This is a genomic window from Paraburkholderia mimosarum LMG 23256 = NBRC 106338, assembly GCF_000739815.1.
GTDB lineage: Bacteria > Pseudomonadota > Gammaproteobacteria > Burkholderiales > Burkholderiaceae > Paraburkholderia > Paraburkholderia mimosarum.
The window spans coordinates 95,297-121,655 of sequence record NZ_BBJJ01000004.1; the positions used below are offsets into that span (position 1 = coordinate 95,297).

A 26,359-nucleotide genomic window follows, 5' to 3' on the forward strand; every position below is an offset into this window, starting at 1 on the left:
AAAGACCGCAACGACAATGCGGCCTTTTGTCTTGCGGTTTCTTTACGACCAGTCGGCGTGGAAGCTGCCCGGCTTGTCGATGCGCTCGAACGTGTGAGCGCCGAAGAAGTCGCGCTGCGCCTGAACGAGGTTGGCGGGCACGCGCTCGGAACGGTAGCCGTCGAAGTACGCCACGGCCGACGAGAACGCCGGCACCGGCACGCCTGCGCTCACCGCCTGGATCACCACGTCGCGCAGCGCCGCTTGATAGTTCGCGGCGATGTCGCGGAAATAAGGATCGAGGAGCAGGTTGTCGAGCTGCGGATTCCTGGCGTAGGCGTCCATGATCTTCTGCAGGAAGCGCGCGCGGATGATGCAGCCCGCGCGGAAGATCTTCGCGATCGTGCCGTACTGGAGATCCCACTTGTACTCGTCGGAGGCGGCGCGCAGCTGCGCGAAACCCTGGGCATACGAAATGACCTTCGAAAAGTACAGCGCGCGGCGCACCGATTCGATGAACGCCTGGCGGTCGCCCGAGAACGGCTTCGCGTCGGGGCCCGCGAGCACCTTGCTCGCCGCCACGCGCTGTGTCTTGAGCGACGAGAGCACGCGCGCGAACACGGCTTCGGTGATGAGCGGCAGCGGCGCGCCGAGGTCGAGCGCGTTCTGGCTCGTCCACTTCCCGGTGCCCTTTTGCGCGGCGCGGTCGAGAATCACGTCCACGAGATCCTTGCCCGTTTCCGCGTCCTTCTTGCCGAAAATCTTCGACGTGATCTCGATCAGATAGCTATCGAGCTCACCCTCGTTCCATTCGGTGTAGACCTTGCCCAGTTCCTCGTTCGAGAGGCCGAGCACCTGCTTGAGCACCGCATAGCTTTCGGCGATCAACTGCATGTCGCCGTATTCGATGCCGTTGTGCACCATCTTCACGAAGTGGCCCGCACCGTCCGGACCCATATAGGCCACGCACGGTTCGCCGTCCGGCGCCTTCGCGGCGATTTCCGTGAGGATCGGCGCCACCAGATCGTAAGCGTCGCGCTGGCCGCCCGGCATGATCGACGGGCCCTTGAGCGCGCCTTCCTCGCCGCCCGACACGCCCGTGCCGATGAAGTGCAGGCCCGCCTTGGCGAGCTCCTGGTTGCGGCGGATGGTGTCGGTGAAATGCGTGTTGCCACCGTCGATCAGGATGTCGCCCTTGTCCAGCAGCGGCTTGAGCGCGGCGATGGTGTCGTCGGTGGGCTCGCCCGCCTTGACCATCAGCAGGATGCGGCGCGGCTTTTCAAGCGAGTCGACGAACTCTTCCAGCGTGTAAGCCGGCACGAGCTTGCGATCCGGAAACTCAGCGATCAGCTCGTCGGTTCTCGCGCGGCTGCGGTTGAACACCGAGACCGCATGGCCGCGGCTCTCGATGTTGAGCGCCAGATTGCTGCCCATCACGGCCAGACCCACCACGCCGATTGGCTGTTTGCTCATGTTGATTCTCCACTTCATTCAATGACGGCGCCGCTCAGGGCGCCAACCGTGCAAGCATAAGGGAAACCCGCAAGCGCTGCGCCAACGCGAGCACGCGCGACGAATGTTTCCGGAGCTGCCTAGCGTTTTCTGAACACCAGACAGAAATTGTTCGCCGGCATCGCCACGCGCGCTTCACACGCGAAGCCTTGCGCCTGCGCCAGCGCCTCCACGTCTTCCATGTCGCGCACGCCCCACGAGGGGTCGCGTGCGCGCAGATCGGCGTCGAAGGCCTCGTTGCTCGGCGCGGTGTGCGCGCCGCCGCGCCGGTACGGCCCATAGAGCACGAGCGCGCCTCCCTCAGCAATGCGCACGCCCGCGCCCTTCATGAGCGCGCGTGCCGCTTCCCATGGCGCGATGTGAATCATGTTGATGCAGACGATGGCGTCCACCGCTTCGATCGGCCAGGGCTCGCGGCATACGTCGAGGTCGAGCGGCTCGAGCAGGTTCGCGAGGCCCGTATGCGCGCGCCAGGCGGCGATCGAAGCGCGGGCGCGGGCGTCGGCGTCGCTGGGCTGCCAGGTGAGGCCGGGCAACGCGGACGCGAAATGTACGGCATGCTGCCCGGTGCCGCTCGCGATTTCGAGCACGGTGCCCTGGGCGGGCAGCGCACCGCGCAGCACCTCCAGAATCGGCGCGGCGTTGCGTTCGGCGGCAGGCGCGCAAAGGCGCTGTGCGGCTTGCGGGTCGTTCATCGTCTTGCGCTCGTTCAGGGTTCACTCAGGGTTCGCACAGATTCGGCTCAGTAAAGAGAGTGCTTGATGCGTTCGGCGAGGCCGGCTTCGTAGGTCTCGACATCGAACGTCTCGCCATACTGCTCCTCGTTCACGCGGCGCAGCATCTCGCCCGCGCTCGGCAGGTGCGAGCGCTCGACGTGATGCGAAGCGTCCCACAGCTTCGAGCGCACGATGGCCTTCGAGCAATGGAAATACACACTCTCCACGTCGATCACGAGCACCGAGCGCGGCGGCTTGCCGTCCACGGCGAAGCTCGCCACGAGCGCCGCTTCGGTGCTCACCCGCGCGCGTCCGTTCACGCGCAGCATTTCGCCCACGCCCGGCACCATGAAGAGCAGCGCCACCTGCGCCGAAGCGATCACGTTACGCAAACTGTCCACGCGGTTGTTGCCTGGGCGGTCGGGCAGCGCGAGCGTGCGCTCGTCGACAATGCGCACGAAGCCGGGCGCGTCGCCGCGCGGCGAGCAATCGAGGCCTTCCGGCCCGCCCGTCGCGAGTACGACGAACGGCGAGCTTTCGATGAAGCGCCGGTAATCCGCGTTGACGTGATCGATTTCCTTGCGCAACGAGCGTTCGTTCGGCGTGCCGTAGTGCGCTTCGAGGTCGGCTAGCGTGTTCAGCATGTCGTCGGTTCCTTGGGGTCGTGGCGATATCAGGGAAAAAGGCGCGCGCCCAGCGCTTCGAGCACGGCCGCACACGGCGCTTCGAGCTTCAGTGCGAGCAACGGGTCGGCGCGCGTCTTGCCCATGTTGATCGCGGCCACGGGCTTGCCGCGCTGCTGGGCCCAGGCGCAGAAGCGGTAACCCGAATAGACCATGAGCGAGGAGCCGACCACGAGCACGGCGTCGGCCTCGTCGAGCGCGTTCGAGGCGCTTGCCACGCGCTCGCGGGGCACGTTCTCGCCGAAGAACACCACCGAAGGCTTGAGCATGCCGCCGCACGCGGCGCACGCCGGCACGTGGAAGGCGTTCTCGCCGTCGAAGTCGAGATGGGCGTCGCCGTCGGCGGCGGGCTCCGCGCTCGCGCCCGCAATCGCCGGATTGCGCGCCACGAGTTCCGGCTGGATCGATGCGCGCGAGTACTGCGCGCCGCAGTCGAGGCAATGCACATGCGCGATGCTGCCGTGCAGTTCGATCACCTCGCGGCTGCCCGCGCGCTGATGCAGCCCGTCCACGTTCTGCGTGACGAGCGTGCGCGCGTAGCCCGCCGCGCCGAGGCGCGCGAGCGCGCGATGCGCGCCGTTGGGCTGGGCGAGACCGACCGTCGGCCAGCCGATCATGCTGCGCGCCCAGTAGCGCCGCCGCATGCTCTCGGAGCCGAGGAACTCCTGCAGCGTGATGGGCGGCGAGCGCTTCCACGCGCCGTTCTCGTCGCGGTAGCCGGGAATGCCCGAATCCGTGCTGATACCCGCTCCGGTCAGCACGAACAGGCGCGGATGACGCTCGACGAACACCTGCAGCGCGTCGAGCGCGGCGGCGTCGTGAGCGGGGGCGTGGGAGACGAGAATGGATTCGGTCATGGCGGAAGAGGCATTCAGTGCCCGTCGCTGCGCGGCGGGCGTGAAGACTTGCTGCGCGAAGGCGCCGCGGATTTCGCCGGCTTTCTTCGCGGCGCTCGCGCCGCAGCCTGCCGCGCCGCTTCGCGCGCTTCCCATGCAGCCAATGCGGTGCGGTAGCGGTCCATCTCCTGATCGTAGAGATCGAAGATGCAGGGATCGCAGCCACTATGGCAGCAGTCGTCGAGATTGGGGCGTTCGGGCGGCTGGGGACGGGGATCGTCGTCCGGACGCTGGGGCAAAGGCATGGGCGCTCGGGCGTCGTGGCGGTTCAGCGGCCAGTATACGGGACACTGCGCGGGAGAGTACGCGGGCCAGTACGCGGCAAGTGCGAGCGCGTGCGGCGCCGCCCCGGTCCCCGCTCGCTCGCAATCCGCTCAGCCGCGCCCCACAAACGGCATCTTCGTCGCCATGATCGTCATGAACTGCACGTTCGCCTCCAGCGGCAACTGCGCCATGTGCAGCAGCGCGTCGGCGACCAGTTCCACATCCATCAGCGGCTCGACGGCGATCTCGCCGTTCGCCTGCGGCACGCCGCGCGCCATGCGCTCGGCCATCTCGGTCGCCGCGTTGCCGATGTCGATCTGCCCGCACGCGATGTCGTAGCGCCGGCCATCGAGCGAAACGGTTTTGGTCAGGCCGGTGATGGCATGCTTGGTCGCCGTGTACGCGATGCTGAACGGCCGCGGCGCGTGCGCGGAAATCGAGCCGTTGTTGATGATGCGGCCGCCGCGCGGCGTCTGCCGCTTCATGAGCCCGAACGCCGCGCGCGTGCACAGGAACACGCCGGTGAGGTTCGTGTCGACCACGGCGCGCCAGTCGTCCACGGCAAGCTCGTCGATGTCCACGGCCGGCGCATTGCGGCCCGCGTTGTTGAAGAGCAGATCGAGCCGGCCGTAGCGTGCGCGGATCGTCTCGAAGAGCGCCTCGACGGCGGCCGCATCGGTCACGTCGCAGGGCACCGCGAGCGCCTCTTCCCCGCGCGCGCGGGCTTCGTCGGCGAGCGCTTCGAGCGGCGCGGCCCGGCGTCCCGCCAGCACGACGGCGAAGCCGTTCGCGAGCAGCCTGCGCGCGCACGCGCGGCCGATGCCGCTGCCCGCGCCCGTGACGAGCGCGATCTTGCGCGCGGGCGTCGCTGCGTTTGCTTGCGTATCACTCATCGTTGCCTCTTTCGGTTGGGCCTTCAATCGAGCGGCTCGTCGTTGGGATGCGCGAAAAGCGCCTTCATCTGCTCAGACATCGGATAGTCGAGGTTCACGCCCGCCGGCGGAATCGGCGACTCGAACCAGCGCCGGTAGAGCGCGAGCGCCTCGCCCGAGCGCTCCATCTGTGCGATCGTGCTATCGGCGATGCGCTTGAACGCGCCGTCGCCGCGCCGGAACATGCAGCCGTACACCTCGGACCGGGCCGGGCTGCCGACGACCGCGAGCGCGCGCGCGTCGTCCGCATTGCGCGCGCGCGTCACCGGCTCGCCAGGCGTATCGTTCGCCACATAGCCGGTCGCGAGCGAAGCGTACAGCAGCGGCTCGTCCATCACGAAGGCAACGGCGCGGCCCGAGCGCACCGCTTCGACCGAATCGGCATGGCTCTTCGCGACGACGATCCGCATGTCCATCGCGCGCTCCACGTTCCAGCGGCGCAGCAGCCGCTCTTCCGAGGTGCCCGCGGTCGTGACCACGGTGCGGCCCGCGAGATCGCCGAAGTCCTTGACCGGCGAATCGCGCTTCACGAGCATGCGCACGCCGTACACGAAAATGCTGTTCGAAAACGCCACGTCGTTTTCGCGCTCGCGCGTATGGGTCGTGGTGCTGCATTCGAGATCGACGGTGCCGTTCTGCACGAGCGCAATGCGGTTCTGCGGCGTGACGACCACTTCGCGCACCCGCAGCGCGGGAAGCTTGAGCGTCTCGCGCACGTTTGCCGCGATGCGCTGGGCGATTTCGTACGAGTAGCCCGTTGCGTGTTCGCCGTCCGCCATGTAGGAGAACGGCACGGCGGCCTCGCGCACGCCAATGACGATCGTCCCGGTGTCGCGAATCTTGCGCAGTGTGGCGCTTTCCAGTTCGTCGGCGCTGGCGGCGCCCGCGGCCGTCAGCGCGCACGCGCTGGCAACCGCGCTGAAGACGGTGGCCGACCGCGCGCGGGCGGTACTGCCGCGACGCGCACGGCCACGCAGCCATGTGGCGATGCCGGTCGACCGGGCCTCGCGCATCAACTCGCTCTTCAACAGAGTTTCCCCCGGATCTTTAGTTCTCGCGAAGCGACGCGCTCATGGCGACGCTCCCCCACGCGCGATTGTACCGGCGGCCCGCGGCAAGTCGCCGCTTCGTCGCGCGAGCCGCTGCGCACGATCGCGTGAAAGACTTCGATATGACGCGGAACGCAATGAGACGCATGAGCGAAAGACGCCAGCGCGGCGGAAGAAAAAACGCAAGAAAATCGCTTGCGAGCTGCCCTCAAATACGGAAGTCGGCCGCCATATCGTCGTCGCTGCGCGCGACGATCGCGCCGCTGCGCGCCGCCTTGACGAACGCGTCGTAATCGCGCTCCACCTGGTCTGCGTAGGCAAACGCGTAGCCCGTGAGCGCCTCCGCGAACTGGTCGTTGCGGCCGATGTACGAAGAGATCTCGATGGCCGCCCTGCCCGACTTCGCATGCGCGCGCGCGAGCGCCCATCCGCACAGACGCGCATAGCCGACGAGCAGCGCGCTGTCGAGCAACTGCAGATCGACTGAAAGCTTCATGTCGCGCAACTGGCGCACATAGAAGTTGCGGCCCGAAGGCCCCGTGGTCCAGCCAAGGAAGATGTCGCTCGCGGCCTGAAGGAGCCGCTGACCGTGCACCACGCGCGCGCCTTCGTGCTTCGGCGAATGCGATTTGAAGTACTGCGAAACGACTGATCGCCTGGCCTCCTTCACCTGCAGGAAGAGCGGCTTGTCGTGATGATCGACGAGCAGCATCACGAGGCAGCGCGTGCCCACGCTGCCCACGCCCACCACCTTGAACACGAGATCCTGAACGGCGAAGTGATCGAGCAGTTCGCGCCGGTCGGGCGCGAGTGTATTCGCGTATTGCGCATACATTGGCTCGATCAGCTTGCGCCAGTCGCCCAGCATGAACCAGTCGTCTTCGGGTTCGAACAGCGTGTTCGCGCCATGCACGTGAAAGAGCGCGGGCGGCGCGTCGCGGATCGTCCAGTGATCGCCGTCGCGCTCCGCGAGCTTTTCGAGCAGGTTTTCGTGCGTGCGGCTCGCGGCCTTCTCCATGCCGCGCCGGATCAGGCGGCGGCCTTCTGGCGTGAGCGCCGTTTCGACCATGCGGTCGAAGGTAATCTTGTCGTACCAGAGATCGAGCGCGCCGTACTCGGCGTAGTGGCGCAGGCGGTCGCGATAACTGGTCACGGCCGTCATCACGAGTTCCTCGGCCACGCCACGCGAATAGCGCATGTGCCGCGCCGCCACCACGAAGCTCGCCACGAGGCGCTTCACGTCCCACTCCCACGGGCCGGGCGCGACTTCGTCGAAGTCGTTGAGATCGAACACGAGCTGGCGCTCGGGCGTGGCGAAGGCGCCGAAGTTCAGCAAGTGCGCGTCGCCGCAGATCTCCATCGTCATGCCGGTATGGGGCACGCCCGCCAGATCGTGCGCCTGCAAAATCGCGCTGCCGCGAAAGAACGTGAAGGGCGAAACGATCATGCGCCCATAGCGCAATTGCACGAGATTGGGCACGCGGCCCTCGCTGTTCGAGCGCAACAGCTCGAGCGGATCGCGCCGGATGTCGCCGGTCTCCTTGTGGCTCGAACGTTTCGAGCGCTCGCGCGCGGCACGCCCGGCCGCCTCGCGTTCAGCAACGGTGCTCCCATTCATGACCTTCTCCGGTTCTTGTGCGGTCTCGCGGCATCGTGGCGACAGTGCGAAATGCAGGCGATGCGAAGCGTATTCGTCCTGCATGAGCGGCGGGCTCGCACGCAGTGCGTTTCGCCGCCTGCGTATTTAAGCGTGCGGCCCTGTTTCGTGCAAGCCAGGCGGCCGGCGCCGCCGCGATTGCGCACGAAGCACGCACCGGGCACGCGGCTCCTGTACCGTGCCTGGGATACGTCCCTGCTATCTGCAGGTTTTGTCCTCTTGCGGCGATGCAGCAGTCCCGCTGTCCGGAGAGACCACGCATGAGCCCTCGAATGAAGGTTCGGATATGAACGTCAACGTCTACTCAACGCTCGTCGTCGCGTCGCTCGTGCTGCTGGTTGGCCAATGGCTCGTCGCCGCGGTGCCGCTTCTGCGCAAATGGACGATACCGGAGCCCGTGGCGGGCGGCATCGTCGCCGCGCTGATCGTCTTCGCGCTGCACAGCTTCGCGCACAGAGACGTGGTTTTCGACACCTCGCTGCAGGCGCCGCTCATGCAAGCGTTCTTCGCCACCATCGGCCTCAATCCGAACCTCGCCAACCTGAAACACGGCGGACCTGTCCTCGCGCGATTTCTCGCCGTGGTGGTCGCGCTGCTCGTGCTGCAAAACGCGCTGGGGATCGTGCTCGCCCTGGCGTTCGGCGTCGATCCGCTATACGGGCTGCTGGGCGGCTCGGTGTCGCTCGCGGGCGGACACGGCACGGGCGCCGCGTGGGGCGCGGTGTTCACCGAGCATCACGGGCTGCAGTCCGCCACCGAAGCGGCCATTGCCTGCGCAACGTTCGGGCTGGTCATGGGCGGCATTCTTGGGGGCCCCGTTGCGCAACACCTCATGAAACGCATCGGCACGGGGGCAGATGCCGCGAACGCAACGAGCGCGACCAGCGCGACTAGCGCAACGGCGCCCGACCCGTATGCTTTCGAAGAACCGAAGGCCGAACAGCCGACCACGCCGGGCGCGTTCATCGAAACGCTCACGCTCATCGCCATCAGCCTCGCGGGGGGCGACGCGCTTTCCGGACTGATCGCGGGCACAGCGTTCGAGTTACCCGCTTTCGTATGCGTGTTGTTCGTGGCTGTGCTGCTCGCCAACGCACTAGCGCTCGTGGGACGCCCGGTGGCCGGGCATGCCGTCGCGCTGATCGGCAACGTGAGTCTCGCGCTCTTTCTCGCCATGGCGCTCATGACGCTGCGCCTGTGGGACCTTGCCGCGCTCGCGCTGCCCGTCTTCACGATACTCGCCGCGCAAACGCTGCTCATGGTCGTCTACGCGGTGTTCGTGACGTTCCGCGTGATGGGCGCGAACTACGACGCCGTCGTGCTGGCGGCGGGCCACTGCGGTTTCGGCCTCGGCGCGACGCCCACGGCGATTGCAAACATGCAGGCCGTCACGGCACGTTTTGGCCATTCGCACCTCGCGTTTCTCGTGGTGCCGATGGTGGCCGCCTTCTTCATCGACATCGCCAACGCCATCACCATCAAGCTCTTTCTCGCGCTACCGCTTTTCCATTGAGCGGCGCAGCGCGACGCGCGAGGCGCGCTAGAATTGTCCGATTCACGGCGCGCCTTGCACTGCGCCCAATCTGCGAGCGTCATCATGTCCCTCACCGCCTGGTTATTTTTCCTGCCCGCCTGCTTCGCACTGAACATGGCGCCGGGACCCAACAACCTGCTGTCCATCAACGTGGCCGCGCGCCACGGGTTTTTGCGCGCGTTCGCTGGCGGCGCTGGCCGGCTCGTTGCGTTCGCCGCCATGATCGCGCTCGCGGCCACGGGCCTCGCCGTGGTACTGCGCGCTTCCGAGGCGATCTTCCTCGCCATCAAGCTCGCGGGCGCGGCCTACCTCGTGTGGCTCGCAGTGCAGCTCTGGCGCAGCGACGCCAACCCCATCGGCGAGGGCCTGGAAGGCGACGCCTCGCTCGCGCGCCTCGCGTGGCGCGAATGCCTCGTGGCGGCGGGCAACCCCAAGGCGATTCTGGTTTTCACGGCCTTCCTGCCGCAATTCGTCGACGTCGCGAAGCCCATTGCGCCGCAATTCGGCGTGCTGGGTGCAAGCTTTCTCGTGCTCGAATGCGTGGCCATCGCCCTGTACTCGCTCGCGGGCATGTACCTCGGCCGCTGGCTCACGCGCGCCACGGTGCGCCGCTGGTTCAATCGCACTTGCGGTGCGTTTCTGGGCGTGATCGGCGTGAGCTTTCTGCTCGTGCGGCGCGCCTGAACATCCTGTCGCGCGTCCGCTCATCCATAAACTGTCGCTGATGATTTTCGCGAGAAAGTTTAACTGTCGTTAATCGACGGCAGCCCCTATGCTCAAACCATCGTCCGGCGTCGCGGCGAGCGGGAAGCTTTTCCCAAATGCTCGCGACGCGTCGTGAAAAAACGCTGCACCGGACACGCGGTTTTCAACGTCATTGGGGTTTCAACATGAAGATCTGCATTTTTGGAGCGGGCGCGATCGGAGGCATGATGGGCGTGCAACTCGCGCGCGCGGGCGCCGACGTGAGCTTCATTGCACGCGGCCCGCATCTGGCGGCCATGCGCGAGAACGGCGCACGACTTCTGATGGATGGTGAGGAGTACGTGGCAAACGTGCGCTGCACCTCCGATGCGCGCGAGCTGGGCGTGCAGGACGTCGTGATCGTCACGCTCAAGGCGCATTCGGTGGCGGGCGTGATCGACGCGATGCAGCCGCTGATCGGCAAGCACACCGCGATCGTTACGGGCACCAACGGCATTCCCTACTGGTATTTCTACCAGCATGGCGGCAAGTTTGCGGGCACCCGGCTCGAAAGCATCGACCCGGACGGCTCGCAATGGACCCGCCTCACGCCCGAGCGCGCGATCGGCTGTGTGCTCTATCCGGCCGCCGAAATCGAGGCGCCCGGCGTGATCCGCCATGTATACGGCAAGAAGTTTCCCATTGGCGAGCCCTCGGGCGAGCGCACGCCGCGCATCGTCGCGCTGCACGAAATCATGCAGGCCGCAGGCTTCGACGCGCCGATCCGCGAAAACATCCGCGATGAAATCTGGCTCAAGCTGTGGGGCAATCTCTGCTTCAATCCGATCAGCGCGCTCACGCATGCCACGCTCGACGTCATCACCAGCGACCCGGCCACGCGCGCCGTCGCCCGCACGATGATGCTCGAAGGCAAGCGCATTGCCGAGCAGTTCGGCGTGAACTTCCGGGTGGACGTGGAGCGTCGCATCGACGGCGCGGGCGCAGTGGGCGCGCACAAGACCTCGATGCTCGTCGACCTCGAAACCGGCCGGCCGATGGAAATCGATCCCCTGCTCACCGTAGTTCAGGAGATGGGCAGGCTGGTAGGGGAGCCGACGCCGACCATCGACACGGTGCTCGCACTCGTGAAGCAGCGCGAACGCATGGCGATGCAGGCCGCGTGAGCGACAGAGAACGGGCGGCGCTTGCGCCGCCCTTCTTTTGCACTGCTGCTGGTGCCGGAAAAAGCAAAACGGATCGTCATGAACGATCCGTTTTGCGTTGGAAGAGCAGGAACCGCGCTATTCGATGCGGGCGTGCGTGAGGGTGACCTGAAGCGGCGGCGGCGCATCGGGGCCGCGCAAGGCCACGCGCATCGGCGCGCCATTCGCGCCGCGTGCGGGCGAGCCGTCGATCAACGTTTCCACGGCTTCCGTGTCCGAAGACGACGCGTGCGATGCATCCGCAACCCAGCCTTCCCGTACTGAGGCATCCTGGACTGAGCCGTCCGCCATGAATTGCGACCAGGCGGCCTGAGCGCACGGCCGAAGCGAACGATGCCGACGGCGCACGAGCATCGTCGTCACGTTCACGACGGGATGCAGCAAGCGCGCGACGAGCGGCCCCGCCGGCGCGGGCCAATGGCACGCGACGCGCGCGCCCTCGACGCATACCGGCAGTACGCCGATGCCCATGCCGAGCTGCGCCATGCGCGCCACGCCCGCCACATGCGCGAACTCCTGCAACGGTCTGCCTTCGGGCCGCAGGCCGTCGAGCGCGCGCATCACGGCACCACGGCAACCCGCGTCGCGATTGAGCGTGACGAGCGGTTCGCGCGCGAGGTCGTCCCAGCGCAACGCACCTTGCAGCGCGAGCGGATGATGCGCCGGCAACAACGCGCAAAGCGGCGTGGCCGAGAGCGGCTGCACATCGAGACTGCCGCTCGCGAACGGCACGCATTCCGCGATCACGCCGAAGTCGGCTTCGCCCTGCTCGACCGCCTGCAGCACGGCTGCCTGCGGCAAGTCCTGCAATTGCAGCGTGAGCGATGGAAAGGCGGCCTGACAGCGCGCGAGCGCCGCGGGCACCCAGGTCGACGAAAGCACCGGGTTGCTCGCCACGAGCACGACGCCACTGTGCGCCTGGTGCGCGTCGCGGCCCTCGCTGAGCGCCATGTCGATCTCGTCGAGCAGGCGGCCGATGCGCCGCTCGAAGCCGCTGCCCGCGACCGTGAGTTCCACCTGGCGCGTGGTGCGATCAAAGAGCTTGAGCTCGATCGCCTCTTCCAGTTCGCGCACGCAGCGGCTCACAGCCGACTGCGTGAGCCCGAACTCGCGCGCGGCTCGCGTAAAGCTGCGCGCCCGCGCCACCGCAACGAACACCTTGAGTTGCTGGAGGGAGACGTTCATCGACATGGCGCGGACGAGCCTCATTCGCCGCTTTGGCTGGACCAGGGCTGCAGACCTGCGCCCGTATTGGCAGCCAGCGTCGCGGAGGGCTCGTTGCCCGCTTCGCTGGTCACGCCGCTGCTTTGCTCGATCAGGCGCTTGCGCATCGGCGCGAGGATGAACTTGGCGCTCACGCCCGCCGCGATCGTGATGACCGCGGCCGCGATGAACACGGCGCTCCAGCCACCCGTGGCGGAGAGCACGGAGGCCACCGGCACGAGCAGCGCCGCGGTGCCCTTTGCGGTGTACAGCGTGCCGGCGTTCGACGCGGCGTACTTGCTGCCGAAAGTGTCCGCGCAGATGGCCGGGAAGATCGAGAAAATCTCACCCCAGAACAGGAAGATGAGCGCGGCGAACGTCATGAACGCATACGGGTTGGTGCCGAACTGCATCATGCCGAGCAGCGCGAGCCCCTCGCCCACGAAGATCAGGAACATCGCGTTTTCGCGGCCGATCTTGTCGGAGATGAAGCCGCAAAGCGGACGCGTGAAGCCGTTGCAGATGTTGTCGATCGAGAGCGTGAGCGTGAGCAGCGGCAGCGTCATGCCGAACACCGTCATCGGAATGCGCGCGAGGCCCCAGTCCTTCGCGATGGGCCCGATCTGCGCCGTTGCCATGAGGCCGCCAGCGGCAACCGCAACGAAGCAGACGTAGATCAGCCAGAACACCGGCTGCTTGACCATCTGCCCCGGCGTGTAGTCGACGCGCGAAACGAGACGGCGGCCAGCCGCGGCGAAGGGGCGCGGCGAGGGCTTCACGAGCAGGAACGACAGCACGAGAATCGATACGCCCTGGAGCACACCGAAGAAGAAGAACGTGTGCTCGTAGCCGGAGCGCGTGATCATGTTCGCAATGGGGATCACGGTCACGGCGGCGCCGGCGCCGAACCCGGCGGCCGTGAGGCCCGCGGCAAGGCCGCGGCGGTCCGGGAACCACTTGAGCGCGTTGCCCACGCAGGTGCCGTACACGCCGCCCGCGCCGATGCCGGCGATCACCGCCGAAACGTAGAGCATCGGCAGCGTCGTGACGTACGAGTTGATGACCCATGCGAGGCCCGCGCAAACCGCACCGCCCGCCACGACTGGACGGGGGCCGAACTTGTCGACTAGCCAGCCTTCGACCGGCACGAGCCACGTCTCAGTCAGAATGAAGATCGAGAACGCCAGTTGAATCTCGGCCTGGCCCCAATGATGCCGCGAGTTCATCGGGGCGACGAACAGCGTCCATGCGTACTGCAGATTGGCAACGAGCGCCATGCATAGCATGCCCACGACCAACTGAAACCAGCGGTTCGTCCAGAACGGACCGCTCTCGCTCCTCTGACTGATTGCACTCATCTCGCTTGTCTCCACTATCTATTCATTGCAGCCTGCATGATTACGGGTCTGCATAAATCAAGACTTATCGTTTTATCTTTGGGCTTCGCTGCACTGCGTTTTATTCATCGGAATGAATGAAACAATCCAAATGCCAATTCGGCAGCCCTCATTCACCCGACCATACGACATGTCCCTGAAACATCATGAAAAAAGGCCTTTTCTACGCGTTGTCCCTTATGTAACCGGACTTCCGAGCGTTAACCCCAACCTCTCCCAACGCGTTGCCCGGCATTCGGACGCCTTTCAACTCATGCTAGGGTGATTGCTGAATTACTCACAATTAAAGTTTGTTATTATGTGCATTCAGTTTTCTTTATGGTTCGGCCATGACGATGCGAAACGCCACGCTGCGCCAGCTCAAGGTCTTCGAGACCGTGGCGCGTCACCTCAGTTTTTCGCGTGCGGCGGAAGAGCTGCACCTCACGCAACCGGCCGTTTCCACGCAGGTCAGGCAGCTCGAAGACCATGCTGGCTTGCCGCTTTTCGAGCAGCTCGGCAAGAAGATCTATCTCACGCCGGCGGGCACGGAAATGCTCCACTACAGCCGCGCGATCATGCAGCAGTTCCACGAAGTCGACGAGGCGATGAGCCAGCTAAAAGGCGTGTCGGGCGGCAAGCTCAACGTCGCCGTCATTAGCGCCGGCGACTACTTCTTTCCTCGCTTGCTCGCCGAATTCACGCGCCGGTACAAGGGCGTCGCGCTCAATCTCTCCGTGCACAATCGCGAGCAGCTGCTCCAGCAGCTCGCCACCAACCAGACGGATCTCGCCGTCATGGTGCGTCCCCCGCACGCGACTGACGCCATCAACGAGCCGTTCGCACCGCATCCGTACGTGATCGTCGCGGCGCCTACGCATCCGCTCGCGAACAAGCGCGGCATCAAGCTCAGCACGCTCGCCAACGAGGCGTTCATCGTGCGCGAGCGCGGCTCGGACACCTGGAATTCGATGGAAGAAGGCTTCGCGGGCAAGATCACGAACCTCAAGATCGCCATGGAGATCCAGAGCACCGAAACGATCAAGCAGGCCGTGATCGCGGGCATGGGGATCGCCTTTCTATCGGCGCACACCATCAGCCTCGAACTGCAGGTCGGTCACCTCACGGTGCTCGATGTCGAAGGCTTCCCGGTCATGCTCAACTGGTACGTCGTGCACCGCAAGAACAAGCGCCTGCCACCCGTCGCGCTCGCGTTCAAACGCTTCCTCATGGAGGAAGGCGCACAGCTCATCGAGAACATTACAAGAGTGTCAGAAGCGAGCTTGCATAAGTAAGGTTTTATGGTTTCGCTAGAAACCTTCAGGCAACGCTAATCCTTCGCGCCAAATCGCCGGCAATAGCGGCTCTTGCGCGTTCCGGCGTGTGCCGCTGTCGCCAGAGCGTCTCGGGGCGCCGCCTTTTCATTGGTCACGGCGCGGTATGGGTTGCGGGCGTCAGTGCGGCCCTTGTCGCTGGCGCAGCGTGCCGCCACGGCTGCGCCGTCGCCTGGGCAAGTCCCGCGATGCGTGATGAGACGCGCGGCCGCCGCCGTGCGGCGCGTCGCCCGCGGCCAGCCACGCGGGCTCGAACGCGCCGCCGCCGCAGGCCGCGACGAGCAGTTCGTCCGGGACACCCGCAAAACTCGCGTTGAACATCGCACTGAAGCGCTCCCGCGGCGTCACGGCGGCTGCGCCAGGACGCGCGAGCCGCTGCCGGCTCGCGCCGCTCATGAGCCGCGCGCCCAGCGCCGCGTAAAGTACGCTCGCCGCGACCAGCACCGAAATCTCGAACTCGGCGGAAATGCGCGCGCGCACGAACCCGCAGCCGAGCGCAACGCCCAGCAGCAACGCGAGGCTCAGCATGGCGCGGTCGCCAAGGCCGGGCGGCACATGCCTGCCCAGCTTGCCGCGTCGTGACAGGTTCAGCGCCCCACCGGCCAGCAGCGCGCCAATCGCCACGGCGACGAACAGCGCAACGCGTTCGTACGGACTGCGCTCAGGCTGCAATACCAGGCCAGCGAAGACGCCGATCAAGACGCTCGCGCCCGATAAGCCGCCCAGCAGCGCCACGATCCACACGCGCCGCGTGAGGTCACGGCTGCGTGCAAGGGAAAATCCGCCCAGCACGCCGGCTTCGACAGCCACGGTTGCATCGGCCGCATGGGTCCAGCAGGCGGCCAGCACGCCGAACGGTACGGTCAGCAGCAGCGCGATCGAAATCGAGGGAGCAAGCCGATGCTTGTGCGACGCTCCAGCGCGATCGACGCAGCGAGGCAGGGCTCGCACGCGACGCGAGCGCACCGGCGCAAGCGCCGCCAGTTGCGCGAATGCGCAGCCGAACCATGCGAACAGCACGCCAGCGCCTAGCCACGCCAGGTCGCCAGCCAGTTGCACCGGCATCTCTCCTCCTCGCGCGGCATGTCCGCCGCGCGTCTTTCGTTCATGCCTTCAGTCGACACTCGAGTAATGCAATCAGGCGACGCCATGCGCAGTGATCAGCGGCTCGTCCTCAACGCACGTGGCAGCCAGTGTGTTGCTCAACGTGCCGATTCCTTCGATCGTGACATCGACGGTTGCGCCATCAACGATCGAGCCTACGCCGAGCGAAGTACCGCACGCGATGACGTCGCCCGGTTCGAGCGTCAGATCCTGCGAGATGAGGCTCACCTGTTGCGCCGGCGAAAACACCATGTCGTCGAGCGGATAATTCTGCCGCTCCACGCCATCGAGCCGCGTGACGACGCGAGCGCGCTGCCAGGCGAACCCCGAAACGATCGCCGGTCCCAGACAACAGAATGTATCGAAACCTTTGGCGCGGCACCATTGCGGGAAGTGCGGATTCTCGGTGATGAGGCCGGCGGCCGTCACGTCGTTGACGATCGTGTAGCCGAAGATCGCCGCCTCGGCTTCCTTCACGCTTACGTCGCGACAGCGCTTGCCGATCACGATGCCAAGCTCGCCTTCGAAGACGATCTTTCCCGCATAGTGGGCAGGACGCCGAATCGATTCCGCGGAACCGATCACCGATGCAGCCGGCTTGATGAGGAATAGCGGATGCGATGGCACCGGCTTTTCCAGCTTCGCGGCGAGCGCGTGAAAATTGTTCCAGAGCGCGATCACCTTGCCGGGCGCACACGGCGCGAGCGGCGTGAGCGCACGCAGCGAGAGCACCGCGCCAGTCGGCACCGGCTGATCGAGTCCTTCGTATTCGTGCAGGTAACCGTTCTCGACGCGACCGAACACGATGCTGCCGTCGCTCGCCATCAAACGCATCCACGTTTCCATGCTTCGCTCCCTTTTCAAATCGCGCCCGAAGCCCGCAGCGCGTGGATCTCGTCGTTCGTGTAGCCGAATTCGGCCAGCACCTCGTCGGTGTGCTCGCCGAGCATCGGCGAACGCGTGACTTCGGTCGGGCTGTCCGAGAGCTTGATCGGGTTGCCCACCGTGAGGTACTTGCCGCGGACCGGATGATCCACTTCGACGATCGTGCCGCTCGCGCGCAGCGATTCGTCGGCGGCGATCTCCTTCATCGAGAGAATCGGGCCACATGGAATGTCGTAACGATTGAGCACGGCCATTGCCTCGAATTTCGTGCGGTGCATGGTCCAGTGCTCGATCTCCTCGAAGATCGCCTTCAGGCGCGGCAGGCGCGCGTTCGGGGTGGCGTAGTCGGGATCGTCGATCCACTCTTCGCGCCCGATCAGCTTGCAGATGCGATCCCATACGGGCGCCTGCGCGATGAAATAGATGTAGGCGTTCGGATCCGTCTCCCAGCCCTTGCACTTGAGGATCCAGCCCGGCTGGCCGCCGCCCGACGCGTTGCCGGCGCGCGGGACGGCTTCGCCGAAACCGTCGTTGGGATACTGCGGGTACTCCTTCATGACGCCGGTGCGCTCGAGCCGCTGCTGATCGCGCAGCTTCACGCGGCAAAGGTTGAGCACGCCGTCCTGCATGGCCGCGAGCACCTTCTGGCCGCGCCCCGTGTGCGTGCGCTGATAGAGCGCGGTGACGATGCCGAGTGCGAGATGCAGGCCCGTCCCGCTGTCGCCGATCTGCGCGCCGGACACCACGGGCGGGCCATCGTCGAAGCCCGTCGTCGATGCCGCCCCGCCCACGCACTGCGCGACGTTCTCGTAGACCTTGCAGGCCTCATAGGGACCAGGGCCGAAGCCCTTCACCGAGGCGACGATCATGCGCGGATTCAGCGTCTGTATGCGTTCCCAGCTGAAACCCATGCGCTCGAGCGCGCCCGGTGCGAAGTTCTCCACCAGCACGTCGCAGTCGCGAATGAGCCGCTCCAGCACGCGCTTGCCCTCCGGGTTCTTCGTGTCGAGCGTGAGCGAGCGCTTGTTGCCGTTGAGCATCGTGAAATAGAGGCTGTCCGCGTCCGGCAGGTCGCGCAACTGCTCGCGTGTGATGTCGCCGGCGCCTGCGCGCTCCACCTTGATCACATCTGCGCCGAACCAGGCGAGCAGCTGCGTGCAGGTGGGTCCTGACTGCACGTGCGTGAAATCGAGGATGCGCACGCCGTTCAATGCCTTGCCCATGTCATGTCTCCTTGTTTTAACCGTGGCCGGGCGAGTTTCGAAAATCGATGGGGTTGCGTGGGCAGAGGCATTTCGCGCGATGGCGCGACATCTGCGTCCTTGAGCAATACGGTATGTGATATATCAGAACGAAGCAAGAGGCAATTTGCTCGTCGGGAATCCACCAGGCTAGCGTCGGAGGCTTATCGCGCTTTGGGTTCGGCGAGAGCCCAGCGAGTTTGATGCACTGCACACAAGGGAAAACCACGAGGGCACGGCAATGCTGATTTCCGAGATACAGCATGAAGAATGGCCGTCAAGGGCCGGATGGGTCACCGCTTGCCCAAGATTGATGCACATAAAGCCGGTCAACCTCGCGGTTCATGCGCCAAGGCCGTAAACGGAAAACGGGAGACCTTCAGTCTCCCGTTGCGCGCTGATCGACGTCATCGACGCGATCGACGCGATCGAAGAAGCAGGCACAGCCTGCCTCAATCAAGGAAATCGCAGTTCTTCTCCACATAGGCTGCAAGATCGAGCGAGTGCTGGCGTACGAGCTTTTCCGCCAGTTCGGTATCGCGCTTTTCCAGCGCCTCGATAATGCGCAAGTGATCGACGATTGAGCGTGAAGCCCGGTCGCTCTGCGAAATCGTCATGCGGCGAATCGCACGCACGTGGACGAAGATGTTCTTGATCGTGTCCAGAATGATCTGCGACTTGGAAAGTTCGACGATCGCCTGGTGGAACGCGATGTTGGCGTCCGAATATTCGGCGATGTGCTCCGCAGGCGTGCTGTCACGAAAGTCGTCGAACATGTGGCGCAGCCGCGCGATTTCTTCATCGGTGGCATGCAATGTGGCGAGACGCGCGGCCATGCTTTCGAGCGCCGCCCACATCTGGATCATCTCGACGATCTCGCGCTTGCTCTTGCGCACGATATAGATGCCACGGCGCGGCACCATGCGCAGGAAGCCTTCCTGTTCGAGCAGCGTCATGGCCTCGCGCACCGGCGTGCGGCTCACGCCGAGCGATTCGCTCAGTACGCGCTCGTCGAGGCGGATTTCCTCGCGCGACTGGTAGATGTCGGCGTCGGCAATGGCCTGGCGGAGCATGGCATACGCCTGATCACGCAGGCTCAGCGTTGCGTTGATGGGCTGCAGCGCCAGCTTGAGCGGCGCCGCTTCCCGGGTTGCTACAGCTTCAGTTTGTTCTGACGACATTGATTCCCTCTTTCCCGACCTGCGGACGGATGCGCGAACCGAATTGTGCTCCGAACTGCCATCCATATCGCGCTCCGAATCGACCTCGATTCGCCGGCTTTCCACGCGGCGCCTCCCCCAAACCGGCAAAGCGGCCGTGCTGCGCAGCCTGCTCGATAGCGGCCTGTGGCAGCCATCTGGCGATCATGACAGTAGCGGCAGCGCCCAGACCCACGACCGCTGCACCGAAGAGTGCGAGAGAAACGAAATCCATTTGAAGCTCCGCATGATTGAGTAATCGAATAACTCAATGGTATGTTGCATCGCGACAAAAGTCAAAATTCTGTATGTGATATATCAGATACAGTCGTTTCCACACAACACTTCGGCACGTCGTCGGCGCCCGCCCCCTCACTTGGCAACATGACCGAGCCGGATTTCGCCTGCTAATACCTAATGCTAGAGAGAATTGGGTACCTGCGGCAAGGGCATATGACTTCGGAGGGCACGATCATATGATGGCGAAGGTCAAACGAGACGCGCGCGCAACAGGAACTCCGACTGCACGGCCATGTGAGCATTTCCGGTTGACAGAGCAGACGGGCGCCCCGCACACTCGACCCATGCACACCGCCTCCCGCCTCTTCGTCATCGCAAACACGATGAATCATCCGTGGAAAACCCGAACGGGTCATCCATGGGGAGGGTGTGCGTACTAGCAGTCTGTCGTCACGCAAATCACAAGCCCCGCCGGCATCGACGGGGCTTTTTGTTTTTCAGGGTGGCAGCGCTCCGTTTGTCGGCTCCAAAACTGGAGAAAACGATGGATAGCGCTTTTCCGCCCGCTTTTCAGTCCGATCCGCAGGCCGCCGCACAGCCCGTTGCAGACGCAATCGACTTCTTCGACGACCCGTTGCCCGCGCAATCGATTCACTTCGCCGTGCCGCCACAGCTTACGCTCACCTGGCGCGTGACCGCATCGGCCACGCTGCGCATTCACGTGGCCCCGGTGTGGGTGACGCGCGCCCGCTCGCCTTACGATTACTGGCTCAAACCGGGCGAGACGCTCAGGCTCGAGCGCGGCGAGCGCATCTGGCTCAGCACGGAGGCCGCCTTGCCCGCGCGCGTGACGCTCACGAGTGCGTGGCGGCCACCGTTCGCCGGCGTGCGACGCGGCACGGAGCGCCTCGCGGCGTGGCTTGCGCTGCTCACGCTACGGCGCCCGCGCAAGGCGTGAGTGACGGCGACGCACCGTAAGCGACAAGGCACGTGAAAACGCCGGATGTGCCGTCCGACTGGCGCATCCGGCGTCGCAAGCTCAGTTGCTGGATCAGAACTTGTGCCGCAGCCCGAAGTTCACAATCGTCTGATTGGACGTGCCCGAGTAGCCATAGGAGCCGATCGAGGCCTCGGCCGGCATCGAGCCGCCCAGGCCATCGCCGGTATCGCCGCTCGCGTGCTGCCACGCGGCCGTCATGTAGAGATCGGTGCGCTTGGAAAGGCTGTAGTCGGCACCGAGCGAGACCTGGTGATAACTCGCCGTCGTGTCGCCATTGGCGTGCGTATAGCTGTAGCCGATTCCCAGCAGCAGCGCGGGGCTCAGCTGGTAGTTCATGAACCCCTGGCCGGTGTTGTACTTCTGGGTGTCGTGGAACACCGAACTGCCGTCCGGCGCGTAGCGCGCATTGCTGTAACCGAGACCGAAGGTGAACTGGCCGAACTGGTATTGCGCCGCCGCGCGTGCGATGGCGAGCGAGTGGGCCGTGGTGTAGCCCGCGTTGATCGGGCCGTCGAAGGTGCCGTCCGAGGTGCTCGTCCAGCCGCCGGTCCGGATGCCGTTCGTGGCCTGGCTGTTCGCCGCATAGAAGTAGCCGCCTGCCAGCGCGAGCGGACCGTTCGTGTAGTTGACCGCCGCCGAGTACGACTGCTCCGCGCCCGTCGAACCCGCGATGCCGCCAAACGAATACATGGCGGCGACCTGCAGGCCGCTCCACACGGGCGTCGTGTACTTGACGGCGTTGTTCACACGAAAGCTGTTGTCGTAGTTGTCGACGTCGCCGGCCGTGGCGAACACGGAGCCAAAGTAGTTGTCCGCCGTAATGCCTTGAACGAGGTCGATGAGCGGGTCATACTGCCGGCCCAGCGTGAGTGTGCCGTACTGTGCCGCCGTGAGGCCCACGTACGCCTGACGCCCGAACAGCCTGCCGCCCTGCCCGAGCGCGCCCGTAGACGGATTGAAGCCGCTTTCCAGCTGGAAGATCGCCTTGAGGCCGCCGCCGAGGTCTTCGGCGCCTTTCAAACCCCAGCGGGAGCCGGAGAGATTTCCATAGCTGCTGTTGCCGAGCGCCCACAGATTCTTGCTGCCCTCGGCGTGATTCACGTAGGTGATGGATGTGTCGATGGTGCCGTACAGCGTGACGCTGGTCTGTGCCTGAGCCACGCCAGCAACCCCGAGCGTGGCCAGCGAAAGGGAAGCCAAGGCGAGTCTTTTCACGTCATTCTCCTGGCGCAGTAGAACAACTGTCGACCAAAGCAGACTAACTCGGTCATCGAGGGTTGTAAAAGGATTCTATGAGCTGTCTCGATTTGGTAACAACGACGTTGCGAACCAGTTCGTGCGACTGCCGAATCGCCCTGAGGGAAACAATCGGCAACAATCGAGCGGGCCATGATTGGCAGAACGCCGTCACGCAGGGCTTCAATCTCATCCGCACCCAGATCGGTTTATTGCATCGGGGCGTCAACCGGCGGGCAGACCTATGCGTTTGCTGAGCTTAACTAGTCCTTTCCGAATGTTTACGATTTGACTCGATTTTCCGGTTCACGGCGGGATGCGCCAGAGCCGGCCTACCAGAAACGCAACGAATAAACGCGATGTCACCGCCGGGGAAGCTGTAGCAAGTCGATACGGCGACAACGCAGAGAGTCACCAGGCCGATCCATGTCCCAATCGCATTCTTCGCGCGCGGCGCGCGCCCTCGAGGCCCTGCGCCTGCAGCGCTTCGTGGCGCCGGCGTTCGCGCTCGGCATCTGCGCGCTGCTGCTGATCGTCTTCGAGCATCTCTCGCGCACGGTCGACTACCACTCGGTGATCCGCCAGCTCTGGACGCTCACGCCCGCGCAATGGGTCGGCGCACTCGCTGCCACGGCCGTGAGCTTCGTCGCGCTGGTCGGACGCGACGCAGTGAGCCTGCGCTACCTCGGCGCGCGCGTTTCGCGCGGCGCGCTCTGGACGGGCGCGATCGCCGGATCGGCGCTTGGCAACGTCACGGGCTTCGGCGCGCTCACGGGCGGCGCCGTGCGCTGCCGCGTCTACGGCGGCGCGGGCGTCACCGCCGCTCAGGTAGGCCGTATGACGGTATTCACGAGCGTCACGCTCGCCCTCGCGCTCGTCTTCATGACCGCCCTCGGCATGGTCGGCGGGGCCGGCACGCTCTCCGGCCTGTTGCCGCTCTCGCCAGACGAACTGCAATTGATCGGCGGCCTGCTGCTCGGCTGCGGGGCGGTGATGGTGATTCTCTGCCCGGCCAGCGCGCGCGAAATCGAACCGTTTGGCCGCGCCTGGCTGCGTTTCGCGGTGCCCGCGCGGCGCGATCTCATCGCCCAGCTGCTGCTCGGTGCGCTCGACGTGATCGGCGCCGGGCTCGCGCTCTGGTCCGTCATGCCGCATGGACACATCGGCTTCGCCGACTTCCTCACCGTTTATTGCGCCGCCATGCTGCTCGGCCTGATCGGCCATACGCCCGGCGGCATCGGCGTGTTCGAGGCCGCGATGGTCTACGCGCTCGGCCCGAGCGTGCCTACGCCCCACGTGCTGGCCGCGCTGCTCGCGTACCGCGCGATCTACTTCGGCGCGCCGCTCGCGCTCGCGGCGGCCGTCCTGGCCGTGTTCGAAGGCCGCGCGCTCAAGACACCGCTCGGCGCCCGCTTCGCGAAGCGTGGCGCGGACGGCGTTTCGCAGCTCGCGCCGCTCTTTCTCGCCATCGTCACGTTCGTGACCGGCAGCATGCTCGTGATCTCGGGCGCCACGCCCGCGTTCTCCAGACGCATCGCCCTGCTGCAAACGTTCTTGCCGCTCTGGGTGCTCGAAAGCTCGCAGCTGATGGGCAGTCTCTTCGGCGTGCTGCTCCTGTTCGTCGCGCGCGGCCTGCTGCGGCGTCTGGACGCCGCGTGGTGGCTCGCGCTCGTGATCGCCGTGGCCAACCTCGCGCTCTCGCTCGCCAAGGGCCTCGCCTTCGTCGAAGCGGGCGTGCTGTGCGTGCTGATCGTCTTGCTTCTCGCCACGCGCAAGCGCTTCAACCGCCACTCGTCGCTGTTCGCCGAGCGCTTCACGCCGGCCTGGCTCGCCTCGGTGGGCTGCGTGATCGCGCTCGCCGTCTGGGTGCTGCTGTTCGCGTTCCGCGACGTGCAGTACTCGCAGCATCTCTGGTGGCAGTTCGCCTTTCACAGCCGCGCTCCGCGCGCGCTGCGCGCGACGCTAGGCGCAGGCGGATTCGCCGCCGCGCTCGCGCTCTGGCAACTGCTGCGCCCCGCGGCGGGCCGCTTCGTGACGCCTCCCGACGAAGACCTCGAAGCCGCCGCTCGCATCGTGCGTGCGCAGGAGCGCAGCGACGCGGGCCTCGCGCTGATGGGCGACAAGAGCTTCCTCTTCTCGGCCACGCGCCAGGCCTTCCTCATGTACGCCAAGCGCGGCCGCACGTGGGCCGCGCTGCACGACCCGGTCGGCCCGCGCGAAGAGTGGCCGGCGCTGATCCGCGAATTCGTCACGCTCGCGCACGCGCACGGCGGGCGCGCGGCGTTCTACCAGGTGCGCGCCGACGCGCTGCCGCTCTATCTCGACGCTGGCCTCACGCTGATGAAGCTCGGCGAAGAAGCGCGCGTGATGCTGCAGGAATTCGACCTCAAGGGCCCGCAGCGCGCGCATCTGCGTTACGCGCTCAAGCGCGGCGAACGTGATGGCTTCTCGATCGAGCATATCGAGCCGGCGCAGATAAGCGAGAACCTGCCGGTGCTGCGCGCGATCTCCGACGCCTGGCTCGAAGACCGCGAAGCGCGCGAAAAGAGCTTCTCGGTGGCCGCGTTCGACGACGACTATCTCGCCGCCCAGTCGGTGCTGCTCGTCCGCCAGAACGGCGAGCCGCTCGCCTTCGTCACCTTCATGACGACCGACCTCAACACCGACGCGACCGTGGGCGTCATGCGTCATCTGCCGGGCGCTTCGCCCTACGCGATGGAGTATCTGTTCACGCAACTCGCGCTGCACCTGAAGGCCGCGGGCTACCAGTCGCTTTCGCTCGGCATGGCGCCGCTCTCGGGCATGGGTCCGTCGCCGCTCGCTTCGTCGTGGCACCGGCTCGCGGGCTTCATCTGGCGCTTCGGCGGCCGTTTCTACAACTTCCGGGGGCTGCGCGGCTTCAAGAACAAGTTCGCGCCGCGCTGGGAGCCGCGCTATCTGGCCGCCTCGGGCTCGATCAGCGTGTTCATCACCCTCGCCGATCTATCGCTGCTGGCAGGAGGCTGGCGCTCATGACATTCCGTATTCCCACGCTGCCGCGCATTGCAGGCGCGGCAGCGGGCGCAGCCTTGCTCGCATTATTCGCAGCACACGCCAATGCCGCTTCGACGCCGACCTCGACGCCCGCTTCCACCGCGACGATGCATGTCCCAGGCGGCCGTTACGGCGAAGTCGCCGTGACGAAGCCCACCGGCGCGATGCGCGGTTTCGCGGTGCTGTTCTCGGCGGACAAGCAGTGGAGCGCAGCCGACCAGGCGCGCGCCGACGCGCTCGCGCAGCATGGCGCGCTCGTCGTGGGCGTCGAGACCGAGCGCTACGCGAACAACCTCGCCGCCGTGAAAAACGAGACCTGCCACAAGCTCTACGGCGACGCGGAAGCGTTGAGCCACCAGCTCGAACGCCAGTTGGGATCGAGCGAGTACTACGCGCCGATCGCCATCGGCAGCGGGGAAGGCGCGCTCATTGCGCAGCGCATGCTTGCGCAGGCGCCCGCGAACACGATGGCGGGCGCCGTGTCGCTCGACCCGGCCGCGACGCTCGATCCGCGCTTCGCGCCGTGCCCCGCCGATCCCAAGCTCTCGCGCGGCACCGGGCTGCCCGGCTTTTTCGAGCAGGGCGTGACGACGAAAGATGCGCGCGCAACAAATGATGATGTCGCAACCGGCGTGGCGCGGTTCGCTGCAACTATCGCCGATGCCGACAAGATCGTTGCGCTCACATCGAGTCATCTGCGCGTCGTGACCGAGAGCGAAGAGGACGTATCGGACCTGCCGCTCGTCGAATTGCCCGCGGCGCACCCCACCGACATGCTCGCGGTGGTGATCTCGGGCGACGGCGGCTGGCGCGATCTCGACAAGACGATTGCGGAAGCGCTGCAAAGGCAAGGCGTTTCCGTGATCGGCTGGGACTCGCTGCGTTACTTCTGGAGCGAAAAGACGCCTGCGCAAACGAGCCACGATCTCGCCCGCGTGCTGAAGACCTACGGCTCGCGCTGGCACGCGCAGCACATTGCGCTCGTGGGCTACTCGTTCGGCGCGGACGTGATGCCGTTCGCCTACAACCGTCTGCCAGATGCGCTGCGCGCGAAGGTGTCGTACATGTCGCTGCTCGGCTTCGCACCGGACGCGGACTTCCAGATTCGCGTGACGGGCTGGCTCGGCATGCCGGCAAGCGACAAGGCGCTCCAGGTGCGCCCCGAGATTGCGAAGGTGCCGCCTTCGATCGTGCAATGCGTGTATGGCGCGGGCGAGAAAGACACGCTGTGCCCGGCGCTCGTGAACACCGGCATCGACGTCGTGAAGACCAGCGGCGACCATCACTTCGACGGCGACTACAACGCACTGGCCGGCAAGATCATCGCGGGGTGGAAGAGGGAAATTGCGGCGCGGGGGTAAGGGAGCGGGCAGTTTATC

At 65.6% G+C, this 26,359-nt stretch carries 23 protein-coding genes; 7 read left to right on the forward strand and 16 right to left on the reverse strand.

Annotation, left to right across the window (positions count from 1 at the left end; genetic code table 11):
* Positions 1 to 42 precede the first annotated feature (42 nt).
* The 8 genes from gndA to BMI01S_RS04575 all read right to left on the reverse strand — a co-directional run bounded on the left by gndA (position 43) and on the right by BMI01S_RS04575 (position 7,649).
* Positions 43 to 1,452 (reverse strand): NADP-dependent phosphogluconate dehydrogenase, encoded by a 1,410-nt coding sequence (gndA, locus tag BMI01S_RS04545; protein WP_028209756.1) that lies wholly within the window; start codon positions 1,450 to 1,452, stop codon positions 43 to 45.
* Positions 1,453 to 1,571: 119 nt separating this feature from the next.
* Positions 1,572 to 2,186 carry a DUF938 domain-containing protein gene (locus tag BMI01S_RS04550; RefSeq protein ID WP_028209757.1) on the reverse strand — a complete coding sequence of 205 codons (615 nt, stop codon included), beginning with the start codon at positions 2,184 to 2,186 and terminating at the stop codon, positions 1,572 to 1,574.
* 47 nt (positions 2,187 to 2,233) lie between these two features.
* Positions 2,234 to 2,851 carry a pyridoxamine 5'-phosphate oxidase family protein gene (locus BMI01S_RS04555; protein ID WP_028209758.1) on the reverse strand — a complete coding sequence of 206 codons (618 nt, stop codon included), beginning with the start codon at positions 2,849 to 2,851 and terminating at the stop codon, positions 2,234 to 2,236.
* A 29-nt stretch (positions 2,852 to 2,880) separates the two neighbouring features.
* The gene (locus tag BMI01S_RS04560; protein WP_028231328.1) at positions 2,881 to 3,747 is read right to left on the reverse strand and encodes an NAD-dependent protein deacetylase; all 867 of its coding nucleotides are present in this window, start codon (positions 3,745 to 3,747) and stop codon (positions 2,881 to 2,883) included.
* Between the two features lie 14 nt (positions 3,748 to 3,761).
* Positions 3,762 to 4,031, reverse strand: coding sequence for an oxidoreductase-like domain-containing protein (locus tag BMI01S_RS38755; protein ID WP_081723444.1), 270 nt, complete (start codon positions 4,029 to 4,031; stop codon positions 3,762 to 3,764).
* 129 nt (positions 4,032 to 4,160) lie between these two features.
* Positions 4,161 to 4,943, reverse strand: a complete 783-nt coding sequence (locus tag BMI01S_RS04565) for an SDR family oxidoreductase (protein WP_042288455.1) — start codon at positions 4,941 to 4,943, stop codon at positions 4,161 to 4,163.
* Between the two features lie 23 nt (positions 4,944 to 4,966).
* Positions 4,967 to 6,010 carry a transporter substrate-binding domain-containing protein gene (locus tag BMI01S_RS04570; RefSeq protein ID WP_244145276.1) on the reverse strand — a complete coding sequence of 348 codons (1,044 nt, stop codon included), beginning with the start codon at positions 6,008 to 6,010 and terminating at the stop codon, positions 4,967 to 4,969.
* A gap of 229 nt (positions 6,011 to 6,239) precedes the next feature.
* A complete protein-coding gene (locus BMI01S_RS04575; RefSeq protein WP_028231327.1) occupies positions 6,240 to 7,649 on the reverse strand; it encodes a DUF2252 domain-containing protein in 1,410 nt (469 codons plus the stop codon).
* A 325-nt stretch (positions 7,650 to 7,974) separates the two neighbouring features.
* On the opposite strand from BMI01S_RS04575, the gene gltS reads away from it, so the two are divergent.
* The 3 genes from gltS to BMI01S_RS04590 all read left to right on the forward strand — a co-directional run bounded on the left by gltS (position 7,975) and on the right by BMI01S_RS04590 (position 11,090).
* Positions 7,975 to 9,201: a sodium/glutamate symporter gene (gltS, locus tag BMI01S_RS04580; RefSeq protein ID WP_028231326.1), complete on the forward strand. Its 1,227-nt coding sequence runs from the start codon at positions 7,975 to 7,977 to the stop codon at positions 9,199 to 9,201.
* A gap of 84 nt (positions 9,202 to 9,285) precedes the next feature.
* A complete protein-coding gene (locus BMI01S_RS04585; RefSeq protein ID WP_028209762.1) occupies positions 9,286 to 9,906 on the forward strand; it encodes a LysE family translocator in 621 nt (206 codons plus the stop codon).
* Between the two features lie 206 nt (positions 9,907 to 10,112).
* Positions 10,113 to 11,090 carry a 2-dehydropantoate 2-reductase gene (locus tag BMI01S_RS04590; RefSeq protein ID WP_028209763.1) on the forward strand — a complete coding sequence of 326 codons (978 nt, stop codon included), beginning with the start codon at positions 10,113 to 10,115 and terminating at the stop codon, positions 11,088 to 11,090.
* Between the two features lie 117 nt (positions 11,091 to 11,207).
* On the opposite strand, the gene BMI01S_RS04595 is transcribed toward BMI01S_RS04590, so the two are convergent.
* Both BMI01S_RS04595 and oxlT read right to left on the reverse strand, forming a co-directional pair.
* On the reverse strand, positions 11,208 to 12,314 hold the full coding sequence (locus BMI01S_RS04595) for a LysR family transcriptional regulator (protein ID WP_081715818.1): 1,107 nt from the start codon (positions 12,312 to 12,314) through the stop codon (positions 11,208 to 11,210).
* A gap of 20 nt (positions 12,315 to 12,334) precedes the next feature.
* Complete coding sequence (oxlT, locus tag BMI01S_RS04600) at positions 12,335 to 13,690, reverse strand: oxalate/formate MFS antiporter (RefSeq protein WP_028231325.1); 1,356 nt, start codon at positions 13,688 to 13,690, stop codon at positions 12,335 to 12,337.
* Between the two features lie 368 nt (positions 13,691 to 14,058).
* On the opposite strand from oxlT, the gene BMI01S_RS04605 reads away from it, so the two are divergent.
* Positions 14,059 to 15,003: a LysR family transcriptional regulator gene (locus BMI01S_RS04605; RefSeq protein WP_028209765.1), complete on the forward strand. Its 945-nt coding sequence runs from the start codon at positions 14,059 to 14,061 to the stop codon at positions 15,001 to 15,003.
* Between the two features lie 159 nt (positions 15,004 to 15,162).
* Here BMI01S_RS04605 and BMI01S_RS38015 read toward each other — a convergent pair whose 3' ends face one another.
* The 5 genes from BMI01S_RS38015 to BMI01S_RS38760 all read right to left on the reverse strand — a co-directional run bounded on the left by BMI01S_RS38015 (position 15,163) and on the right by BMI01S_RS38760 (position 19,706).
* A complete protein-coding gene (locus tag BMI01S_RS38015) occupies positions 15,163 to 16,107 on the reverse strand; it encodes a hypothetical protein (RefSeq protein ID WP_028209766.1) in 945 nt (314 codons plus the stop codon).
* 72 nt (positions 16,108 to 16,179) lie between these two features.
* Positions 16,180 to 16,992, reverse strand: coding sequence for a fumarylacetoacetate hydrolase family protein (locus BMI01S_RS04615; protein WP_028231324.1), 813 nt, complete (start codon positions 16,990 to 16,992; stop codon positions 16,180 to 16,182).
* Between the two features lie 14 nt (positions 16,993 to 17,006).
* A complete protein-coding gene (gene frc / locus BMI01S_RS04620; protein WP_028209768.1) occupies positions 17,007 to 18,254 on the reverse strand; it encodes a formyl-CoA transferase in 1,248 nt (415 codons plus the stop codon).
* 470 nt (positions 18,255 to 18,724) lie between these two features.
* Positions 18,725 to 19,453: a GntR family transcriptional regulator gene (locus BMI01S_RS04625; protein WP_028209769.1), complete on the reverse strand. Its 729-nt coding sequence runs from the start codon at positions 19,451 to 19,453 to the stop codon at positions 18,725 to 18,727.
* A complete protein-coding gene (locus BMI01S_RS38760) occupies positions 19,434 to 19,706 on the reverse strand; it encodes a hypothetical protein (RefSeq protein ID WP_081723442.1) in 273 nt (90 codons plus the stop codon). The genes BMI01S_RS04625 and BMI01S_RS38760 overlap by 20 nt, the downstream gene beginning before the upstream one ends.
* Positions 19,707 to 20,255: 549 nt before the next feature.
* On the opposite strand from BMI01S_RS38760, the gene BMI01S_RS04630 reads away from it, so the two are divergent.
* Positions 20,256 to 20,669 carry a DUF2917 domain-containing protein gene (locus tag BMI01S_RS04630; RefSeq protein WP_051381433.1) on the forward strand — a complete coding sequence of 138 codons (414 nt, stop codon included), beginning with the start codon at positions 20,256 to 20,258 and terminating at the stop codon, positions 20,667 to 20,669.
* 93 nt (positions 20,670 to 20,762) lie between these two features.
* On the opposite strand, the gene BMI01S_RS04635 is transcribed toward BMI01S_RS04630, so the two are convergent.
* The gene (locus BMI01S_RS04635) at positions 20,763 to 21,926 is read right to left on the reverse strand and encodes a porin (protein WP_028209771.1); all 1,164 of its coding nucleotides are present in this window, start codon (positions 21,924 to 21,926) and stop codon (positions 20,763 to 20,765) included.
* Positions 21,927 to 22,373: 447 nt separating this feature from the next.
* Here BMI01S_RS04635 and mprF point away from each other — a divergent pair, with 447 nt between their 5' ends.
* On the forward strand, positions 22,374 to 24,962 hold the full coding sequence (mprF, locus tag BMI01S_RS04640; RefSeq protein ID WP_028231323.1) for a bifunctional lysylphosphatidylglycerol flippase/synthetase MprF: 2,589 nt from the start codon (positions 22,374 to 22,376) through the stop codon (positions 24,960 to 24,962).
* Positions 24,959 to 26,341: a virulence factor family protein gene (locus BMI01S_RS04645; RefSeq protein ID WP_051381432.1), complete on the forward strand. Its 1,383-nt coding sequence runs from the start codon at positions 24,959 to 24,961 to the stop codon at positions 26,339 to 26,341. Before mprF ends, BMI01S_RS04645 begins: the two co-directional genes overlap by 4 nt.
* Positions 26,342 to 26,359 lie beyond the last annotated feature (18 nt).

Excerpts from the sequence above, each read along its gene's own strand:
- gltS (WP_028231326.1), top strand. The coding sequence starts at position 7,975 with ATGAACGTCAACGTCTACTCAACGCTCGTCGTCGCGTCGCTCGTGCTG.
- BMI01S_RS04575 (WP_028231327.1), bottom strand. The coding sequence starts at position 7,649 with ATGAATGGGAGCACCGTTGCTGAACGCGAGGCGGCCGGGCGTGCCGCG.
- frc (WP_028209768.1), bottom strand. The coding sequence starts at position 18,254 with ATGGGCAAGGCATTGAACGGCGTGCGCATCCTCGATTTCACGCACGTG.
- BMI01S_RS38015 (WP_028209766.1), bottom strand. The coding sequence starts at position 16,107 with ATGCCGGTGCAACTGGCTGGCGACCTGGCGTGGCTAGGCGCTGGCGTG.
- BMI01S_RS04630 (WP_051381433.1), top strand. The coding sequence starts at position 20,256 with ATGGATAGCGCTTTTCCGCCCGCTTTTCAGTCCGATCCGCAGGCCGCC.
- BMI01S_RS04605 (WP_028209765.1), top strand. The coding sequence starts at position 14,059 with ATGACGATGCGAAACGCCACGCTGCGCCAGCTCAAGGTCTTCGAGACC.
- oxlT (WP_028231325.1), bottom strand. The coding sequence starts at position 13,690 with ATGAGTGCAATCAGTCAGAGGAGCGAGAGCGGTCCGTTCTGGACGAAC.
- BMI01S_RS04550 (WP_028209757.1), bottom strand. The coding sequence starts at position 2,186 with ATGAACGACCCGCAAGCCGCACAGCGCCTTTGCGCGCCTGCCGCCGAA.
- BMI01S_RS38760 (WP_081723442.1), bottom strand. The coding sequence starts at position 19,706 with ATGGATTTCGTTTCTCTCGCACTCTTCGGTGCAGCGGTCGTGGGTCTG.
- BMI01S_RS04590 (WP_028209763.1), top strand. The coding sequence starts at position 10,113 with ATGAAGATCTGCATTTTTGGAGCGGGCGCGATCGGAGGCATGATGGGC.
- BMI01S_RS04565 (WP_042288455.1), bottom strand. The coding sequence starts at position 4,943 with ATGAGTGATACGCAAGCAAACGCAGCGACGCCCGCGCGCAAGATCGCG.
- mprF (WP_028231323.1), top strand. The coding sequence starts at position 22,374 with ATGTCCCAATCGCATTCTTCGCGCGCGGCGCGCGCCCTCGAGGCCCTG.
- BMI01S_RS04595 (WP_081715818.1), bottom strand. The coding sequence starts at position 12,314 with ATGAACGTCTCCCTCCAGCAACTCAAGGTGTTCGTTGCGGTGGCGCGG.
- BMI01S_RS38755 (WP_081723444.1), bottom strand. The coding sequence starts at position 4,031 with ATGCCTTTGCCCCAGCGTCCGGACGACGATCCCCGTCCCCAGCCGCCC.
- BMI01S_RS04645 (WP_051381432.1), top strand. The coding sequence starts at position 24,959 with ATGACATTCCGTATTCCCACGCTGCCGCGCATTGCAGGCGCGGCAGCG.
- BMI01S_RS04625 (WP_028209769.1), bottom strand. The coding sequence starts at position 19,453 with ATGTCGTCAGAACAAACTGAAGCTGTAGCAACCCGGGAAGCGGCGCCG.
- BMI01S_RS04585 (WP_028209762.1), top strand. The coding sequence starts at position 9,286 with ATGTCCCTCACCGCCTGGTTATTTTTCCTGCCCGCCTGCTTCGCACTG.
- gndA (WP_028209756.1), bottom strand. The coding sequence starts at position 1,452 with ATGAGCAAACAGCCAATCGGCGTGGTGGGTCTGGCCGTGATGGGCAGC.
- BMI01S_RS04560 (WP_028231328.1), bottom strand. The coding sequence starts at position 3,747 with ATGACCGAATCCATTCTCGTCTCCCACGCCCCCGCTCACGACGCCGCC.
- BMI01S_RS04555 (WP_028209758.1), bottom strand. The coding sequence starts at position 2,851 with ATGCTGAACACGCTAGCCGACCTCGAAGCGCACTACGGCACGCCGAAC.
- BMI01S_RS04615 (WP_028231324.1), bottom strand. The coding sequence starts at position 16,992 with ATGGAAACGTGGATGCGTTTGATGGCGAGCGACGGCAGCATCGTGTTC.